Here is a 15,611-nt window from a genome sequence, read left to right as displayed (position 1 = left end):
GCCAAGGGAGGACCTATGTCACGCAAGATTTGGACCGACACGTTGGGGGCTTTCGCCCTCGTGCTCTGCGTCGCAGGTGGCGCGGTGCAGGCAGAGGAGACGCAGCCCGACACGACGGCGCGTGCTCATGATTTGATCTGGGGGACACCGAAGGTTCCCGCCGATCCCGAGACGGGGCTCGCGATGCTGGAACGCGCGGCGTCGGAGGGTAATGCCCAGGCCGCGCGGATGGCCGGAGAGTTGCTCCTCTGGGGTGGTCCGGTCCCTACGGATCGCGCCCGCGCGATGGAGCTCCTGTCGCAAGCCGCGGATGCCGGCGATGCTGGCGCCGCGCGCGTGCTGGGCGAGCAATTGCTGGGCGGCTGGGTGCTGCCGCGCGACACCGACCGTGGCCGGGCCCTTCTCGAGGCGCAGGTGAAATCGGGAAGCCGGGATGCGGCGATCAAGCTGGGCGAAGCCTATCTCTATGGCATCGGCGTGCCCCGTAACCGCGAAAAGGCGCGAGACCTGTTCGAGACTGCGGCGGAGGCGGGCGACGCGACCGGCTTGTGGAAATTTGGCGAGGAGATGATGTGGTCGCAGCGCGATCCGGCCGCGGCTGAGACGATGTTGCAGCGCGCAGGGGCCGCGGGCATCGGCAGCGCTTATGCGACGCTGGCCGAGGGCGCGATGTATGGCTATCTCGGCAGCGGCAAGGTCTCGCGGGCCAAGTTCGACGGCTACGCCAAGGCCGCCCGTGCGGCCGGAAACGAGCGGATCGAAGTGCTCGACGCCACACGCCGCATCTGGGGCATCTCGATGCGCGGTGATGGCAAGATGGCGGTGGCGCAACTGCGTGAGGCCGCCGAAGCAGGCAACCGCACGGCGGCGCGCTATCTCGTCGGTCTCTTGCGCGATGGCAACGCCTACAACGTGCGGCGCGATCCCAAGGGGGCGTCGACGTTCCTAGAAGCGCATGCCGATCTGTTCACGCCGGAAGAGCGGGCGAATTACGAGATGACCATCCGCGCAGCGATGCATCGGCACGACGCAGATTTCGCGCCGCTCGCCGGAGAGATCGCGCCGGCCATGGCCAAGATGTCCGCCGCAGAGGCACGCGACCTTTTCAAGGCCAATCCGAGGCTCGCGGTCTATCTGATCCAGAAACATCTCGCCAAGCAGGGGCTGTACCGTGGCCCGCTCGACGGCTTCGCCGGGCGCGGAACGCTGCGCGCGATGGAGCGCGCCTGCGGCAAGATGCCGGGCGATATGGCCTGCCGTGACGGCGTTCTCGCGCCCGAGATCGTGGGGGCGATGCTGCGCGACGGGTCGGGCGCCTAAGTGACGTCGAAGGTTCTGGTCACCGGGGGCGCGGGCTTCATCGGGTCGCATTGCTGCAAGGCGCTCGCCGAGGCGGGGCACACCCCTGTGGTCTTTGACGATCTGTCGCGCGGCCATGCCGATGCGGTGCGCTGGGGGCCGCTCGTCGAAGGCGATCTGCGCGACCGAAAACTGGTCGAGGCGACGCTCGAGGACCACCGGATCGACGCCGTGATCCATTTCGCGGCGCTGGCCTATGTCGGTGAGAGCGTGGCCGAGCCCACCCGCTATTACGACGTCAATCTGGGCGGGATGACCGCCCTTCTGGGCGCGATGCAGGCGGTGGGGCTCGACAAGATCGTCTTCTCGTCGAGCTGCGCCACCTATGGCACGCCCGAGACGCTGCCGATCTCCGAGGACACGCCGCAGCATCCGATCAACCCCTATGGCCGCAGCAAGCTGATCTGCGAATGGATGCTGGAAGATGCCACCGCCGCGACCGATCTGCGTTTCGCGGCCCTGCGCTACTTCAACGCGAGCGGCGCCGATCCGAGCGGCGAGATCGGCGAGCGCCACGACCCGGAAACCCATCTGATCCCGCTGGTGCTGCGTGCGGCCTCGGGGCAGGGCCCGGCGGTGAAGGTCTTCGGCACGGATTATCCGACGCCCGACGGCACCTGCATCCGCGACTATATCCATGTCGACGATCTGGCCCGCGCGCATCTTCTGGCGCTCGATCACCTGGAGGGCGGCGGAGATAGCTTGAAACTGAACCTAGGGACCGGACGGGGCGCGTCGATCCGCGAGGTGATCGCCTCGGTCGAGCGGGTGACGGGGCGCAAGGTGCCCTTCGAGGACGCGCTGCGCCGCCCCGGCGATCCGGCGGAACTGGTGGCCGATCCGTCGCGGGCGCGCGACGCTCTGGGCTTTACCGCGCGCTACCGTGAACTTGACGAGATCGTGTCCCATGCCGCCCCGTGGTTCGGTCTCTGACCTCGGGTTCGCCCATCGCCGGGGTTGAGCCTGCCGCCCAGCCATCTATCTTGCGGCTCAACGCAATTCAGGAGGCTCTCATGGCAAGCGACGCAATCGATCCGCAACTTCTCGACCGGCTGGCCGAGGTTGCCGTGCAGGTGGGGCTGAACCTGCAAGACGGTCAGGATCTGGTGTTGACCGCGCCCGTCGAGGCGCTGCCGCTGGTGCGCCGGATCGCCGCCGAAGCCTATCGCGCGGGCGCTGGCACGTTCACCCCGATCCTCAGCGATGGCAAGATCACCTTGGCCCGGTTCGAGAACGCCAAGGATGCCAGCTTCGACCGTGCGCCCGACTGGCTCTATCAGGGCATGGCGAAAGCCTACGAAGGCGGCGCGGCCCGCATGGCGATCGTTGGCGAAGACCCAATGCTGCTGTCGGAACAGGACCCGGAAAAAGTCTCGCGCGCGGGCAAGGCCAACTCCATCGCCTACAAGCCGGCGCTGGAGAAAATCTCGAATTTCGAGATCAACTGGTCGATCGTGAGCTACCCGACCGTGGCCTGGGCCAAGCGCGTCTTCCCCGACCTGCCCGAAGAGGAGGCCGTGGGCAAACTGGCCGACGCGATCTTCGCGGCCTCGCGCGCCGACCAGCCCGATCCCGTCGCCGCTTGGGAGGCGCATAACGCCGCCCTGCGCAAGCGCCGCGACTGGCTCAACGAGCAGCGCTTCTCGGCGCTTCATTTCACCGGTGGTGGCACCGATCTGACCGTGGGTCTCGCGGACGATCACGAATGGAGCGGTGGTGCGTCGGAGGCCAATAACGGTGTCGTCTGCAACCCGAACATCCCGACCGAAGAGGTCTTCACCACGCCCCATGCCGAGCGCGTCGACGGGATCGTTCGCGCGACCAAACCGCTGTCGCATCAAGGCAGCCTGATCGAGAATATCGAGATGCGTTTCGAGGGCGGCAAAGTGGTCGAGGCGAAGGCCAGCCGCGGCGAGGCGGTGCTGCAAAAGCTGATCGACACCGACGAGGGCGCGCGCCGTCTGGGCGAGGTCGCGCTGGTGCCGAACGGCTCGCCGATCTCGGCCTCGGGGCTGTTGTTCTTCAACACGCTCTATGACGAGAACGCGGCCTGCCATATCGCGATGGGGCAGTGCTATTCGAAATGTTTCATCAACGGCGGTGAACTGAGCGAGGATGAGGTCGCGGCGAAAGGCGGCAACAGCTCGATGATCCATGTCGACTGGATGATCGGCGGTCCCGAGACCGATATCGACGGCATCAAGCCCGACGGCACCCGCGTCCCGGTCTTCCGCAAGGGCGAATGGGCGTGATCGCCCGCGGAACCTGACAAAGTATAGCGCCCGACACGCCGATTGGTGTGTCGGGCGCTTATTTTTTGTGCGGATGCAGGGAATTTCGCCCCGTTCTGCGCAGTTCGAAACGGCCGGGGTAGCAGGGCACCGCGCTACGCGGGTGCCGCTTGACGAAAACGGAAACTAGGCGAAATCTGAAAGCAAGGGTCGGGCTTGGCTGACCCTCTTGGGCAACCCGCGCATCTTGCGCCGTGTGAAGGGCCGCCCGGCCGACGCGGATTTTCGATCCTCCTCCCCGAAAACGCGTTCAGGCCGGGCGGTGCCCAGCCTGAGCGGAAAGAGCCCGAATTCCCGTATTGCTCACTGACCGGTATCGAGGCTCTTGGTAATGAGCGCCTCGCGGTTCTGCGCGAGCGAGGGATGCAGCAATGCGTTCTCGATCGCCGCGACTTGCGTGAAGCCGATATCTTCGAGCGACTTGCCTTTTGCGAATTTCGCGGCGCGCGTCTGATCGAGCATGCTGAGATGCGGATTGGCGGGCATGAAATAGGCCGGGTCGGGGCCGCTCGAGCTCTGCGGCTTGGGAGCTTGCGGACCGAGGCCGCCGGGCGGTTGCGACGCGGCGCCCGCTTGCGCAATGCCGGTGCCGAGGCCAAGAGCGACTGCCAGGCTGCAACCAAGCGCGGAAGCGGTAAGTCGAATGGTCATAAGCAGGTTCCTCATTTCTTCTCCAGCGCCATGCGGATCAGCGTCTCTTTCGCGGTGCGATCGACATTCTGAACCAGCGCGTCCTTGATCTGCACGATCTGGCGGTCGGTGAGGTTGGACAGGTCGACATTTCCGACCAGAGCGTGAACGCGCTGAATCTCAATCGCATTGAGCGGCTGCTGCTGCGCGGCGGCCAGCGACGGTATCGCGGCGCAGGCGAGGGCTGCGATCAGGGCAATAGCTTTCATCGTGAGTCTCCTCAGGCTGCTCTTCCCGACGGAAGATGCAGTTGCGCGGGCGCGGGGCAAGCTCGGGCGCGCGCAAGTTTCGGTGAATGCGGCTTGCCCCAAGCGTCAAGATGGGGATTCACATCGGAAATTCATCATGATACCGTTACAGTCAATAAGCAGGGGGCAGACATAAGTCCTCGCAAAAATACGGGCAGGATCAGAGCAATGAAGGCGGGCTATCAGGGCACCTTCGTCATTTCATGGGCGCAGACAGAGGTCGACGGCACGCCGGTGCCGCCGCTGGATGTCGTGACCGTTGGCGCGTGCTGGCGCTGGACGGGGCAGGCGATCTGCGTCGACGGGCCAAACGATCGGCTCATCCTGCATAATGCGCGCGGCGAGGCGGAGCGGCGCACGAAAGCCGCCCGCGCGGTGCGCCGCCTTTTGGGCGAGGCGGTGGGAAGTCCCCGCACGCTCGACGAGCCCGACGAGATCGAGACGTCCAATCAAAGCTTTACCGTGACTGATGGCTATCACGCCTATGTCGTCACCCTGATCGAACTGCCCGAAAGCGGCACCCGCATCTTGATGTTCGCAGGTCGGATGCCGCCGGTGGACAGCGATCTGTGGGTGGTTGATCGCGCCCTCGATCTGCGACCGAAAGCGGCGCGGCAGGGACCCGCGGGCGTCATCTGTTTCACGCCCGGCACGCTGATCGAAACCGACCGGGGCCGCCGCCCGGTCGAAGCTTTGCGCGAGGGCGACCGCGTGATGACCCGCGATGACGGGGCGCAGCCGATCTGCTGGATCGGGAAGCGCGACATCTCCGGCGCGCGGCTCCATGCGATGCCGCATCTGCGCCCGGTGCGCATCTCGGCCGGAGCGTTCGGCATCGCGCGGCCCGACCGCGATCTGATCGTGTCGCCGCAGCACCGGATGCTGGTGCGGGGCCGCGCCGCACAGGCGCTGTTCGCCGAGGACGAGGTTCTGGTGCGCGCATGCGATCTGGTGAATGGCCACGAGATCCGCTTCGAGGGCATGGTAAAAGGCCTGAGGTACATCCACCTGATGTTCGAGCGCCATCAGGTGCTGACCGCGAACGGGCTCGAGACGGAGAGTTTCCACCCCGCCTCGACCCGGCTCGAGATGATCGCTCGCGACCAGCGCGCAGGGCTCGAGGCACTGCTGCCCGAGGTCGAGGAAAACCCGCTTAGCTACGGCGCCTTCGCCCGTCGCGCGCTCAAGCCCTCCGAGGCCGCGATCCTGCGCCATGATCTGGCCGCGTGAACGGGCAAATCCGCGCGAGATCGCTGCAAGCTTGGGCTGTGCGTCAGATGCACGGCTTCGTGCGCATTTTGCGCCTTTTCTCCGCCCGAACGCCGCCTTAGCTTCGGGACAAAGGAGAATTCAATGACCAGACCCGTCGTCGGCATCATCGGCAATAGAGGCCTCGTAGGTGACCGCTACCCCGTCCATGAAGGCGGGCAGCTCAACTCGGAAGCGGTGAGCAAGGTCTCCGATTGCATCCCGCTGCTGATCCCCGCCGATCCCGAATATGTGTCCGTTCAGGAGTTGATGGAGGTCTGCGACGGCTTCCTGCTGACCGGCGGGCGGCCGAACGTCCATCCGCATGAATATGGCGAAGAGCCGACGGAAAAGCACGGCACCTTCGACCGCGCCCGCGACGCGATCACCCTGCCGCTGGTGCGGGCCTGCGTTGAAAACGGGCAGCCCTTCCTTGGCATCTGTCGGGGGTTTCAGGAGGTAAACGTCGCGATGGGGGGCACGCTGCACCCCGAGATCCGCGAGCTTCCGGGGCGATTGAACCACCGGATGCCCCCTGAGGGGACGCTCGAGGAAGGGTTCTCGAACCGTCACATGGTCACGCTTACACCCGGCGGCAGGTTTGCGCGTCTCTTCGGCGCGGATGAGGTCGAGACCAACACGCTGCACGGGCAGGGCGTTTGCACCGCTGGTACGCGGATCGTGATCGAGGGGCGCGCCCCCGATGGTACTCCCGAAGCGATCTATGTTAAGGACGCCCCCGGGTTTACCCTATCGGTGCAATGGCATCCCGAATGGCGTGCGGCGGAAGATCCGGTCTCGCGGCCTCTGTTCGAGGCATTCGGCGATGCGGTGCGCGCTTGGGCGCGCGGCGAACGGCCCGCCGCCTGCGTCGCCTGAGCCGCGAAGACAAAACGGAGAGACAGATGAAACGCTCGCGCGTGAACGAAATCATGGCCGCGGCCGAGGATATGATCCAGGAATTCGGCTTCCGCCTGCCGCCCTTCGCGTGGTGGAGCCCGGCCGAGTTCAAGGCGCGCCTGCCGCAGGCACAGCGCATCGTGGAAGCTGCGATGGGCTGGGACATCACCGATTACGGGCAGGGCGATTTCGACAAGCTGGGTCTGTTTCTCTTCACCCTGCGCAACGGCGATCTGCGCGATCTTCAGGCAGGCCACGGTATGGCGTACGCCGAAAAGCTGTTGATCTCGCGCAAGGACCAGATCAGCCCGATGCATACCCATATCATCAAGGCCGAGGACATCATCAACCGCGGCGGTGCGAACCTCGCGATCGAGCTCTACGGCTCTGATGTAGATGGCAAATTTGACGACACTGCGGGCGGGCAGGTGATGTGCGACGGTGTCCCGCGCCGCTACGAGCCCGGCGAAGTTCTGATCCTGCGTCCGGGCGAGAGCGTGACCCTGCGCCCCGGCGACTGGCATGCTTTCTGGGGCGAGGGCGGCGACGTGCTGATCGGCGAGGTCTCGACCGTCAACGACGACAACACCGACAATATCTTCCGCGAAGATATCGGGCGGTTCTCCGAGATCGAGGAAGACGAAGCGCCGCGCCACCTGCTGGTCAGCGACTACGACAAGTTCCTGACTTCATAAGTATTTACTGGCTTCCTTGCGGGCGAAGGGCTTCAGCCTTTCGCCATGCTCGGCCAGCCAGGCCTGTGCCCGCACCGGGTCTTTCTTGCTCAGCTCGCGTAGCCACCATGCGATGGCCTTCTGGATGAACCAATCGCGATCCTCTGCCAGTTGCGCGGCCCAGCCCAGAACTTCGTCGCGCACCGCCTCGTCCTCGGGCCTGGGATTGCGTTGCTTGGTCCAGGGCAGGGTGAAGACGAAGGCCGCGCGCCGCGTCCACATGTGATCCGAGCGCACCCAATCCGCCACTTCGTCAAGCCGCGCGGGCTCGGCCTGAAGCCGTTTCGAGCCCGCCTTGGCCGCGTGATCGGCAATCGCCCAAGCGTCGAATTGCGGCACCCAACTTGCGATCAACTCCCATGCGGCGTCGTCAGGGCGCAGCCGCGCTTGCGTCAGCAGCTTGGCCGCCGCGATCCGCGCCTCGTGAATGTCGCTGTCCCAAAGTCCCCGGGCGAGTTCGACCCGCCCCGGCACGTCGAGCTGGCCACGCCATAGTGCGACCATGTCCTCGATCGCGGGCACGGCCACGCCCAAATAGCGCCGCTCCGCCTTGTGATAGGCGGCCATTTCGGCGGCTTTCTCGGCATCCGCCCAGCTTTCCAGCGCGAAAAGCGCATCTTCCAGCGTGGGCGGCGGGCCGAGCGGCTCGTCGGCGTCTTCTGCCTCAGTGAAGCTCTCATATTCCGCATCTGAGGCCGCGTAGGCCTCGGCCTCGGCGCGCAGCTTTGCGTCCTCCGCCGGGTCGAGCGGAGCGTAATCCGCCGCGCTCGGCCGCGCGACGCGCTTCTTGCCCCTCTTGCGGCTCATTCGACCGTCACCGACTTGGCGAGGTTGCGCGGCTGATCGACGTCGGTGCCCTTCGCGACCGCCGTGTGATAGGCGAGCAGCTGCGCCGGGACCGCGTAAAGGATCGGCGCGAAAGGTTCAGCGATATCAGGAAGTTGCAGCGTACCCCAAGTGCCGTCCTGCGCCGCGCTGATGCCTTTGCTGTCGGAGATCAACAGCACCATCCCGTGGCGCGCCATCACCTCCTGCATGTTCGACACGGTCTTGTCGAAGAGCTTGTCATGTGGCGCCATCACGATCACCGGCACGGTGCGGTCGATCAGCGCGATCGGCCCGTGCTTCAGCTCGCCCGAGGCATAGCCTTCGGCATGGATGTAGCTGATTTCCTTGAGTTTCAGCGCGCCTTCCAGCGCCAGCGGATACATTGCGCCGCGTCCGAGGAAGAGAATGTCCTGCGCCTCGGCAAGTTGCTCGGCCAGATGCGAGATCGGCTCGGAAATCGCCAGCGCCTGATTGAGCAGGCCGGGCAGGGCGCGTAGCGTCTCGGCATGGGCGGCAAGCGTCGCCGCGTCCGTTTCGCCGCGATCGCGACCCGCCTTCAGCGCCATGACTGCGAGAACCAGAAGCTGCGCGGTGAAGGCCTTGGTCGAGGCCACGCCGACCTCGACGCCGGCGAAGATCGGCAACATGATGTCGGCTTCGCGCGCGATGGAAGAAGTGGGGACGTTCACCACGGCCACGGTCTTCGCGACGCGCTCGGAGCAATAGCGCAGCGCGGCCAACGTATCGGCTGTCTCCCCGGACTGGCTGACGAAGATGGCGAGGCTGCGCTTCGACAAGGGCGGTTCGCGGTAGCGGAATTCCGAGGCCACGTCGATTTCGACCGGGATACGGGCGAATTCCTCGAACCAGTATTTCGCCACCGCACAGGCGTAATGCGCCGTGCCGCAGGCGATCAGGACAATCCGGTCGATGTTGGAAAAGTCCAAGTCATCCGGCAGGTTCAGCCCGGATTCGGGCAGATAATGTCGCAAAGCGTCAGCAAGCACGACGGGCTGCTCGGCGATTTCCTTCGCCATGAAATGCTTGTAGCCACCCTTCTCGACCTGCGCCTGGCCTAGGTCGATGCGGCTCTCGTCGCGGTTCGCGCGGCGGCCCTCGGCGTCGAAAATCTCGGCACCCGCGCGGGTGACGAAGGCGTAATCGCCCTCTTCGAGATAGGTGATCCGGTCGGTCATCGGCGCGAGCGCGATCGCGTCCGAGCCCACGAACATCTCGCCGTCGCCATGCCCGATCGCGAGCGGAGAGCCCTTGCGCGCCGCGATCAACAGATCGTCCTCGCCGTCGAACAGCCACAGCAGGGCGAACGCCCCTTCGAGCTTGCCAAGCGTCGCGACTGCCGCCTCGCGCGCGTCCATGCCGCGATCCATAAACATCCGCGTCAGCAGCGCGACGGTTTCGGTATCCGTCTGCGTTTCCGGGGTGATCCCCGCCTCGGCCAGCTCGGCCCGCAACTCGCGGAAATTCTCGATAATGCCGTTATGCACGACCGCGACGGGCCCCGAGCGATGCGGATGCGCATTGCCCTGGGTTGCAGCGCCATGGGTCGCCCAGCGGGTATGGCCGATGCCCGACTTGCCCGGAAGCGGCTCATGCACCAGCAGATCGGACAGGTTCCACAGCTTGCCTACCGCCCGGCGGCGGTCCAGCTTGCCCTCGTTCACCGTCGCGATCCCGGCACTGTCATAGCCGCGATATTCCAACCGCTTGAGGCTCTCAACGAGCCAGGGGGAAACCTCGTGCTTCCCGAGAACGCCAATAATTCCGCACATTTATCAATCTTTCTTCATGCGCCGCGCTTTCTCCGCGCGCAGCTTCGCAAAGAGTTTCGTGGCGAGGCCCGGGCGGTTCACCTGCTCGGAGCGCTCGATCGCGATCGCCTCGGCCGGGACGTCCTTCGAGATTACCGATCCCGAGCCCGTCAGCGCGCCGTCGCCCACCGTCACCGGGGCCACCAACATCGTGTCGGAGCCGATGAAGGCGTTCGCGCCGATAGTCGTGCGATGCTTCATCACCCCGTCGTAATTGCAGGTCACCGTGCCCGCGCCGATATTCGTATGTTCACCGATATCGGCATCGCCCAGATAGGTCAGATGGCCGACTTTCACACCTTCGGCGAGGATCGCGTTCTTCACCTCGACGAAGTTCCCGATGTGCACGTCCTCGGCGAGCTCCGCGCCGGGGCGCAGGCGGGCGAAGGGACCGACGGTGGCGCCACGCGAGATGTGGCAGCCTTCGAGATGGCAGAAGGCCTCGATCACCGCGCCGGATTCGATGGTGACATCGGGGCCGAACACGACATTCGGTCCCAGCACGACATCGCGGCTGATATAGGTGTCGAGCGCGAACCAGACGCTGGCGGGCTCCACCATGGTCACGCCGTTTTCCATCGCCTCGGCGCGCATCCGTTCCTGGAAGAGGGCCTCGGCGCGGGCGAGTTCGGCGCGGGTGTTGATGCCCAGCGTCTCGGCTTCATCACAGGTCACGACCTTGGCCGAGAGACCTTTCTTGCGTGCGGCTTCGACGATGTCGGTGAGGTAGTATTCCCCCGAAGCGTTCTCGTTCGACAGCCCCGCAACGAGCTCGGTCAGAAGCACCGCGTCACAGGCGATAACGCCAGAGTTGCAGAGGGTTATGGCGCGTTCTTCATCCGTGGCATCCTTGAATTCCACGATCCGGTCCAGCGTGTCGCCTTGCGCCACCAAGCGCCCGTAGCGGCCCGGATCGGCGGCCTCGAAGCCCAGCACGGTCACCGCGGCCTCGGACGCCGCGAGCCGCTCCAGCGTCTCGGGGCGGATGAAGGGCGTGTCGCCGTAAAGCACGATTACGCGGCCGTCGAACCCGTCGAGCGCAGGCAGGGCCTGCGCCACCGCATGGCCGGTGCCGAGCTGCTCTTCCTGCAGCACGATCTGTGCCTCGGGATCAATCTTTGCGACGGCTTTCTTCACCTTCTCGGCACCGTGACCTGCGACGACGATCACGGTCTCGGGTTCGAGTGCCCGTCCGGCGGCCAGCGCATGGGCCACAAGCGGCGCGCGGCCCACCTGATGCAGCACCTTCGGCAGGTCGGAGTTCATTCGGGTGCCCTGGCCCGCCGCGAGGGTGATCAATGCAATCGCCATGAGATACCTTTTCTTCTGCTCGGCCCCGTTTTAACCATTGGCTTGCTTGCCGCAAGTGGTGCGTCTTCACGCTTCCTTTCGCGGTGTTACGGAAGGAGCAATGGGCAATGCGCACGGTGGTTTTCGACCTCGACGGGACTTTGGCCGACACCTCCGCCGATCTGATCGCGGCGGCCAACGCCTGCTTCACGGCGCGCGGCCACGCGCCGCTTCTCGATCCCGCGGGCGACGCGCTGATCGCCTTCCACGGTGGCCGCGCGATGCTCAAGGCGGGCTATGGCCGACTGGGCTTGGCGGAGGGCGAGATCGCAGCCTTGGTCGAGGCCGATTATTACCCGCTACTCGCGCATTACGGTGAGAATATCGACCGGCATACGCAGCTTTATCCCGGGGCTGAAGCGGCCGTGAAAACGCTGCGTGATCAGGGTTTTGCCACGGCTGTCTGCACCAACAAGCCCGAAGGTCTCGCACGTGTGCTGCTCGAGCGGCTCGGCGTCACCGGTCTCTTCGATGCGCTGATCGGTGCCGATACGCTGCCGCTGCGCAAACCTTCACCCGACCCATATCTCGCCGCCGTCGAGGGTGCGGGTGGTAAGGTCGAGACCTCTCTGCTGGTGGGCGACACCAATACCGATCGCGAGACCGCTCGTGCCGTCGGTGTGCCCTGCGTTCTGGTGACCTTCGGGCCCGAGGGGCGTGGCATCGAGCGTCTCGCGCCCGAGGCGATGCTCGACCATTTCGACGATCTGCCCGCGCTCGTGGCGCGGATGCTCGAATGAGGGGCGCGGCGGGGCTGTGCCGCCCCGGATGGCCCCTTAAACAGCCATGACCGCAGCGCCCATCGGTCCTTCGCGCTTTCACGCCACCGCCTTCGTTCTGATCGCGGTGTTTCTCGACATGGTGGGGTTCGGCCTGATCATTCCCGTGCTGCCCTCGCTGATCGCGGATGTGGGCCACGTCGATCTGGCGCAGGCGAGCCGGATCGGGGGCTGGATGTTCGCGGCCTTCAGCCTCGCGCAATTCCTGTTCGCGCCGCTGATGGGCAACCTTTCGGATCGCTTCGGGCGGCGTCCGCTCCTCTTGCTTGCGATCGGCGGACTGGGTGTCGATTACCTGTTTCACGCCTTCGCGCCGACGCTGCTCTGGCTCTTCGTGGGCCGGATCGTCGCTGGCATCTGCGGCGCGTCCTACGTCATCGCGAACGCCTATCTCGCCGATATCACCCCGCCGGCCGAGCGTGCCCGCGCCTTCGGACTGATCGGCGCGGCCTTCGGCTTCGGCTTCATCGCGGGGCCCGCGCTTGGCGGATTTCTGGGCGAGCTTGGCCCGCGCATTCCCTTCTTCGTCGCCGCCGCGCTCTCGGGGCTGAACCTGATCTACGGGCTGATCGTGCTGCCTGAAAGTCTGCCGCAGGGCTTGCGCCGTCCGGTGAACTGGCGCGCCTGCAATCCGCTGGGCACGCTGAAAGTCTTCGCGCGGTATCCGGGCGTGCTGCCTATGGGCACTGCCCTTGGCGTCTATCTGTTCGCCTCGGCGGTCTATCCCGCGATCTGGCCCTATTGGGGGATGGCGAAATTCGGCTGGTCCGAGGGAATGGTGGGGCTGACACTCGCAGGCTATGGCGTCGTCGCGGCGATCTTTCAGGGCGGGCTCGCTGGGCCGCTTGCGTCCCGACTGGGCGAGGCGCGGGTGGCGGCGATCGGGCTAATCGTCGGGATCGGCATGACCATTGCGCTGGGGCTGTCGACCTCGCTGGTGATGGTACTGATCGTCCTCTTGATCACCGGAATCGAGGGGCTGGTGCATCCGATGATCGCCTCGCTGATGTCCAACGCGGTGCCCGAGGATGCGCAGGGCGCGCTGCAGGGTGGCATTTCCGCGCTGATGAACCTCGCAATGCTGGCGGGCACCTTGTTCTTCACCCAAGTGTTCGGGATATTCCTCGCCGAGAACGCCCCGATCCGCACGCCGGACATGGCCTTTTTCGTGGCCTCCGTAATCCTGCTGGCGGCGTTGGCGCTGTTCGTGCGTGCAAGAAAGGTCGAGTGATGTCCGAGGTCTTCAACGGCAATTTCACCCAGCAGGAGCCGATCCCGGAGGAGGCGATCGAACGTGCCGTCGAGGTGATGCGCTCGGGACGTCTGCATCGCTACAATACGGTGCCGGGTGAACCGGGCGAGGTGGCGTTGCTGGAGGAGGAATTCGCGGGGCTGACCGGTGCGCCCTATTGCCTTGCGGTGGCCTCGGGCGGCTATGCCTTGGGCTGTGCACTGCGCGCCGTGGGCGTCGGTCCGGGCGATCCGGTGCTGACCAATGCCTTCACGCTTGCGCCCGTGCCCGGCGCCATCGCGGCGGTCGGCGGCAAGCCCGTGCTGGTCGAGGTCACCGACCAGCTGACCATCGATCTTGACGATCTGGCGGCGAAAGCCCCGCAGGCCCGAGTGCTGATGCTTTCCCATATGCGCGGCCATATCTGCGACATGGATGCGCTGATGGAGATCGCGCGCACCCATGATCTGACGGTGATCGAGGATTGCGCCCATACGATGGGGGCGGCTTGGGGCGGTGTCCCCTCGGGGCGGCATGGCGCGATCGGGTGCTATTCGACCCAGACCTACAAGCACATGAATTCGGGCGAGGGCGGTCTGATCGTAACCGACGACGCGGAACTGGCGGCGCGGATGATCCTGCTGTCGGGCAGCTACATGCTCTATGAGCGGCACCGCGCCGCGCCGCGGCCGGAGGTGTTCGAGGGGCTCAAATACGACACGCCCAATGTCTCGGGCCGAATGGACAATCTGCGCGCCGCGATCCTGCGCCCGCAGCTGCCGACGTTGGCGGATCGGGTGGCGCGCTGGAATGCGCTGTACCGAGAAATCGAGGCCGGGATTGACGGGGCAGAGGGTGTGGCGCTGATCGAACGCCCCGAGGCCGAGAGCTATGTCGGCTCGTCCTTCCAGTTCCGCCTGCCGGGGCGCTCCGCCCCCGAGATGCTGGATTTCGTCGCCCGGGCTGCGGCCCGCGGTGTTGAGCTGAAATGGTTCGGCGCGGATGAGCCCGTAGGGTTCACCTCGCGCCATGACAGCTGGCGCTACGCCGAAGCGCAGAACCTGCCGCGCACCGATGCGGTGCTGGCGACGCTGCTTGACCTGCGCCTGCCGCTGACTTTTTCGACGGACGATGCCGCCCAGATCGCGCGCATCCTGCGCGAAGAGGCCGAGGTTTGAAGAGGTGGAGCGCTGACACTCAGCCTGCGCGCGAGATCCAGTCGGCGATCATCAGGTCGAGATGTGCGCCACCGCCGTTCTTGTAGAGCGTGATCTCCTCGGCGCTTTCCCGCCCGCGTGCGCCGTCGATCAGGTCGTAGAGATCGGCCTTCACCGCCTCGGGCGTGATCACCCCTTCGCGGATCGGGATCAGCAGCTCGCCAATATGGCCCAATGTGGTCTCGCGACTGTCGACGAAGAGGCTCGCCGTCGAGATCAGCGCATCGTCGGCCTCGCGCATATCGGCCTTGTAGGCCCCGATCAGATCGACATGGGTGCCGGGTTTTACCCATTCGCCCTTCAGGACCGGCGCGCGCGCCATCGTGGCGCTGCTGACGATATCGGCCTCGGCCACCGCTTCGGCCAGATCGCTCACCGCACGCAGCGTGACGCCCTCGGGGGCAGGCCCAGCCGCCAGCTCCTGCGCCTGCTCGGGGCGGCGCGTCCAGAGCGTGATCTCCGTCAGCCCCGGAAAGCCCGCCGCATAGGCCGCGATCAGCGAGCGCGCGACCCGGCCCCCGCCCACGATCAGCAGTCGGCGGCTGTCCGGGCGGGCCAGAAGTTGCGCGCCCAGAACGGAATCGGCAGCCGTCTTGAACTCGGTCACCAGCGGGCAATCGACGATCGCGGTGGGCTGGCCATGCTCGGGCTCGAACACCACCATCGCGCCTTGCACCGTGGGAAGCCCCGCCTTCGCGTTGCCATCGCACACGGTGAAGGATTTCACCCCGTAACCCAGCCCCGGAATATAGGCCGCGCGGCTGAGCAGCACCGCATCCGAGGGTCCGAGAAACGTATCGCCCAACTCCGCCTTCGGGCGCGTATGGCCCGCGCGCAGTGCAGCTATCGCGCCGGGCCAGTCGAGCTTTTCCGCGATGTCATAGGGGATGATCTTCGGGCTCATGTC

The 15,611-nt window shown here is 65.7% G+C and carries 15 protein-coding genes; 9 read left to right on the top strand and 6 right to left on the bottom strand.

Features of this window, described 5'->3' with window-relative positions:
• The first annotated feature begins 15 nt into the window (after window positions 1–15).
• The 3 genes from B6V75_RS05095 to B6V75_RS05085 all read left to right on the top strand — a co-directional run bounded on the left by B6V75_RS05095 (window position 16) and on the right by B6V75_RS05085 (window position 3,611).
• Window positions 16–1,320: an SEL1-like repeat protein gene (locus B6V75_RS05095; protein WP_088718923.1), complete on the top strand. Its 1,305-nt coding sequence runs from the start codon at window positions 16–18 to the stop codon at window positions 1,318–1,320.
• On the top strand, window positions 1,321–2,292 hold the full coding sequence (gene galE / locus B6V75_RS05090) for a UDP-glucose 4-epimerase GalE (protein WP_088718922.1): 972 nt from the start codon (window positions 1,321–1,323) through the stop codon (window positions 2,290–2,292).
• A gap of 80 nt (window positions 2,293–2,372) precedes the next feature.
• The gene (locus tag B6V75_RS05085; protein ID WP_088718921.1) at window positions 2,373–3,611 is read left to right on the top strand and encodes an aminopeptidase; all 1,239 of its coding nucleotides are present in this window, start codon (window positions 2,373–2,375) and stop codon (window positions 3,609–3,611) included.
• Between the two features lie 342 nt (window positions 3,612–3,953).
• Here B6V75_RS05085 and B6V75_RS05080 read toward each other — a convergent pair whose 3' ends face one another.
• Entirely contained in the window at window positions 3,954–4,301 is a 348-nt protein-coding gene (locus B6V75_RS05080) for a hypothetical protein (protein ID WP_075774451.1), read from the bottom strand.
• Between the two features lie 11 nt (window positions 4,302–4,312).
• Window positions 4,313–4,549 (bottom strand): hypothetical protein, encoded by a 237-nt coding sequence (locus tag B6V75_RS05075; protein ID WP_088718920.1) that lies wholly within the window; start codon window positions 4,547–4,549, stop codon window positions 4,313–4,315.
• Window positions 4,550–4,756: 207 nt separating this feature from the next.
• Between B6V75_RS05075 and B6V75_RS05070 the strand changes: the two genes are divergently transcribed.
• From B6V75_RS05070 to B6V75_RS05060, 3 genes are all read left to right on the top strand, one after another.
• Window positions 4,757–5,818, top strand: coding sequence for a Hint domain-containing protein (locus B6V75_RS05070; RefSeq protein WP_088718919.1), 1,062 nt, complete (start codon window positions 4,757–4,759; stop codon window positions 5,816–5,818).
• A gap of 123 nt (window positions 5,819–5,941) precedes the next feature.
• The gene (locus B6V75_RS05065) at window positions 5,942–6,715 is read left to right on the top strand and encodes a gamma-glutamyl-gamma-aminobutyrate hydrolase family protein (protein ID WP_075774454.1); all 774 of its coding nucleotides are present in this window, start codon (window positions 5,942–5,944) and stop codon (window positions 6,713–6,715) included.
• A 26-nt stretch (window positions 6,716–6,741) separates the two neighbouring features.
• A complete protein-coding gene (locus B6V75_RS05060) occupies window positions 6,742–7,431 on the top strand; it encodes a D-lyxose/D-mannose family sugar isomerase (RefSeq protein WP_088718918.1) in 690 nt (229 codons plus the stop codon).
• Here the strand turns inward: B6V75_RS05060 and B6V75_RS05055 are convergent.
• From B6V75_RS05055 to glmU, 3 genes are read right to left on the bottom strand one after another with little or no spacing between them, the layout of a single operon-like run.
• Window positions 7,426–8,277, bottom strand: a complete 852-nt coding sequence (locus tag B6V75_RS05055) for a DNA alkylation repair protein (RefSeq protein ID WP_088718917.1) — start codon at window positions 8,275–8,277, stop codon at window positions 7,426–7,428. The genes B6V75_RS05060 and B6V75_RS05055 overlap by 6 nt on opposite strands.
• Window positions 8,274–10,088: a glutamine--fructose-6-phosphate transaminase (isomerizing) gene (gene glmS, locus B6V75_RS05050; RefSeq protein WP_088718916.1), complete on the bottom strand. Its 1,815-nt coding sequence runs from the start codon at window positions 10,086–10,088 to the stop codon at window positions 8,274–8,276. Before glmS ends, B6V75_RS05055 begins: the two co-directional genes overlap by 4 nt.
• Before the next feature lie 3 nt (window positions 10,089–10,091).
• Complete coding sequence (glmU, locus tag B6V75_RS05045) at window positions 10,092–11,438, bottom strand: bifunctional UDP-N-acetylglucosamine diphosphorylase/glucosamine-1-phosphate N-acetyltransferase GlmU (protein WP_088718915.1); 1,347 nt, start codon at window positions 11,436–11,438, stop codon at window positions 10,092–10,094.
• A 107-nt stretch (window positions 11,439–11,545) separates the two neighbouring features.
• On the opposite strand from glmU, the gene B6V75_RS05040 reads away from it, so the two are divergent.
• The 3 genes from B6V75_RS05040 to B6V75_RS05030 are packed head-to-tail and all read left to right on the top strand — an operon-like array spanning window position 11,546 to window position 14,665.
• A complete protein-coding gene (locus B6V75_RS05040) occupies window positions 11,546–12,217 on the top strand; it encodes an HAD-IA family hydrolase (protein ID WP_088718914.1) in 672 nt (223 codons plus the stop codon).
• Window positions 12,218–12,263: 46 nt separating this feature from the next.
• Complete coding sequence (locus B6V75_RS05035) at window positions 12,264–13,487, top strand: TCR/Tet family MFS transporter (RefSeq protein WP_088718913.1); 1,224 nt, start codon at window positions 12,264–12,266, stop codon at window positions 13,485–13,487.
• The gene (locus B6V75_RS05030) at window positions 13,487–14,665 is read left to right on the top strand and encodes an aminotransferase class I/II-fold pyridoxal phosphate-dependent enzyme (protein WP_088718912.1); all 1,179 of its coding nucleotides are present in this window, start codon (window positions 13,487–13,489) and stop codon (window positions 14,663–14,665) included. Before B6V75_RS05035 ends, B6V75_RS05030 begins: the two co-directional genes overlap by 1 nt.
• Before the next feature lie 19 nt (window positions 14,666–14,684).
• Here B6V75_RS05030 and B6V75_RS05025 read toward each other — a convergent pair whose 3' ends face one another.
• Window positions 14,685–15,608 carry an ornithine cyclodeaminase gene (locus tag B6V75_RS05025; protein ID WP_088718911.1) on the bottom strand — a complete coding sequence of 308 codons (924 nt, stop codon included), beginning with the start codon at window positions 15,606–15,608 and terminating at the stop codon, window positions 14,685–14,687.
• Window positions 15,609–15,611 lie beyond the last annotated feature (3 nt).

The sequence above is a fragment of the Thioclava sp. F1Mire-8 genome (assembly GCF_002213165.1).
Lineage (GTDB): Bacteria > Pseudomonadota > Alphaproteobacteria > Rhodobacterales > Rhodobacteraceae > Thioclava > Thioclava nitratireducens.
The sequence above is the reverse complement of the archived record's forward strand: the minus strand, read 5'-3'. Positions and strand labels throughout refer to the sequence as shown.

Bases quoted from the DNA above. Each gene is read 5' to 3' on its own strand.
- B6V75_RS05095 (WP_088718923.1), top strand. From the start codon at position 16: ATGTCACGCAAGATTTGGACCGACACGTTGGGGGCTTTCGCCCTCGTG.
- B6V75_RS05085 (WP_088718921.1), top strand. From the start codon at position 2,373: ATGGCAAGCGACGCAATCGATCCGCAACTTCTCGACCGGCTGGCCGAG.
- B6V75_RS05080 (WP_075774451.1), bottom strand. From the start codon at position 4,301: ATGACCATTCGACTTACCGCTTCCGCGCTTGGTTGCAGCCTGGCAGTC.
- B6V75_RS05075 (WP_088718920.1), bottom strand. From the start codon at position 4,549: ATGAAAGCTATTGCCCTGATCGCAGCCCTCGCCTGCGCCGCGATACCG.
- B6V75_RS05070 (WP_088718919.1), top strand. From the start codon at position 4,757: ATGAAGGCGGGCTATCAGGGCACCTTCGTCATTTCATGGGCGCAGACA.
- B6V75_RS05065 (WP_075774454.1), top strand. From the start codon at position 5,942: ATGACCAGACCCGTCGTCGGCATCATCGGCAATAGAGGCCTCGTAGGT.
- B6V75_RS05060 (WP_088718918.1), top strand. From the start codon at position 6,742: ATGAAACGCTCGCGCGTGAACGAAATCATGGCCGCGGCCGAGGATATG.
- B6V75_RS05055 (WP_088718917.1), bottom strand. From the start codon at position 8,277: ATGAGCCGCAAGAGGGGCAAGAAGCGCGTCGCGCGGCCGAGCGCGGCG.
- glmS (WP_088718916.1), bottom strand. From the start codon at position 10,088: ATGTGCGGAATTATTGGCGTTCTCGGGAAGCACGAGGTTTCCCCCTGG.
- glmU (WP_088718915.1), bottom strand. From the start codon at position 11,438: ATGGCGATTGCATTGATCACCCTCGCGGCGGGCCAGGGCACCCGAATG.
- B6V75_RS05040 (WP_088718914.1), top strand. From the start codon at position 11,546: ATGCGCACGGTGGTTTTCGACCTCGACGGGACTTTGGCCGACACCTCC.
- B6V75_RS05035 (WP_088718913.1), top strand. From the start codon at position 12,264: ATGACCGCAGCGCCCATCGGTCCTTCGCGCTTTCACGCCACCGCCTTC.
- B6V75_RS05030 (WP_088718912.1), top strand. From the start codon at position 13,487: ATGTCCGAGGTCTTCAACGGCAATTTCACCCAGCAGGAGCCGATCCCG.
- B6V75_RS05025 (WP_088718911.1), bottom strand. From the start codon at position 15,608: ATGAGCCCGAAGATCATCCCCTATGACATCGCGGAAAAGCTCGACTGG.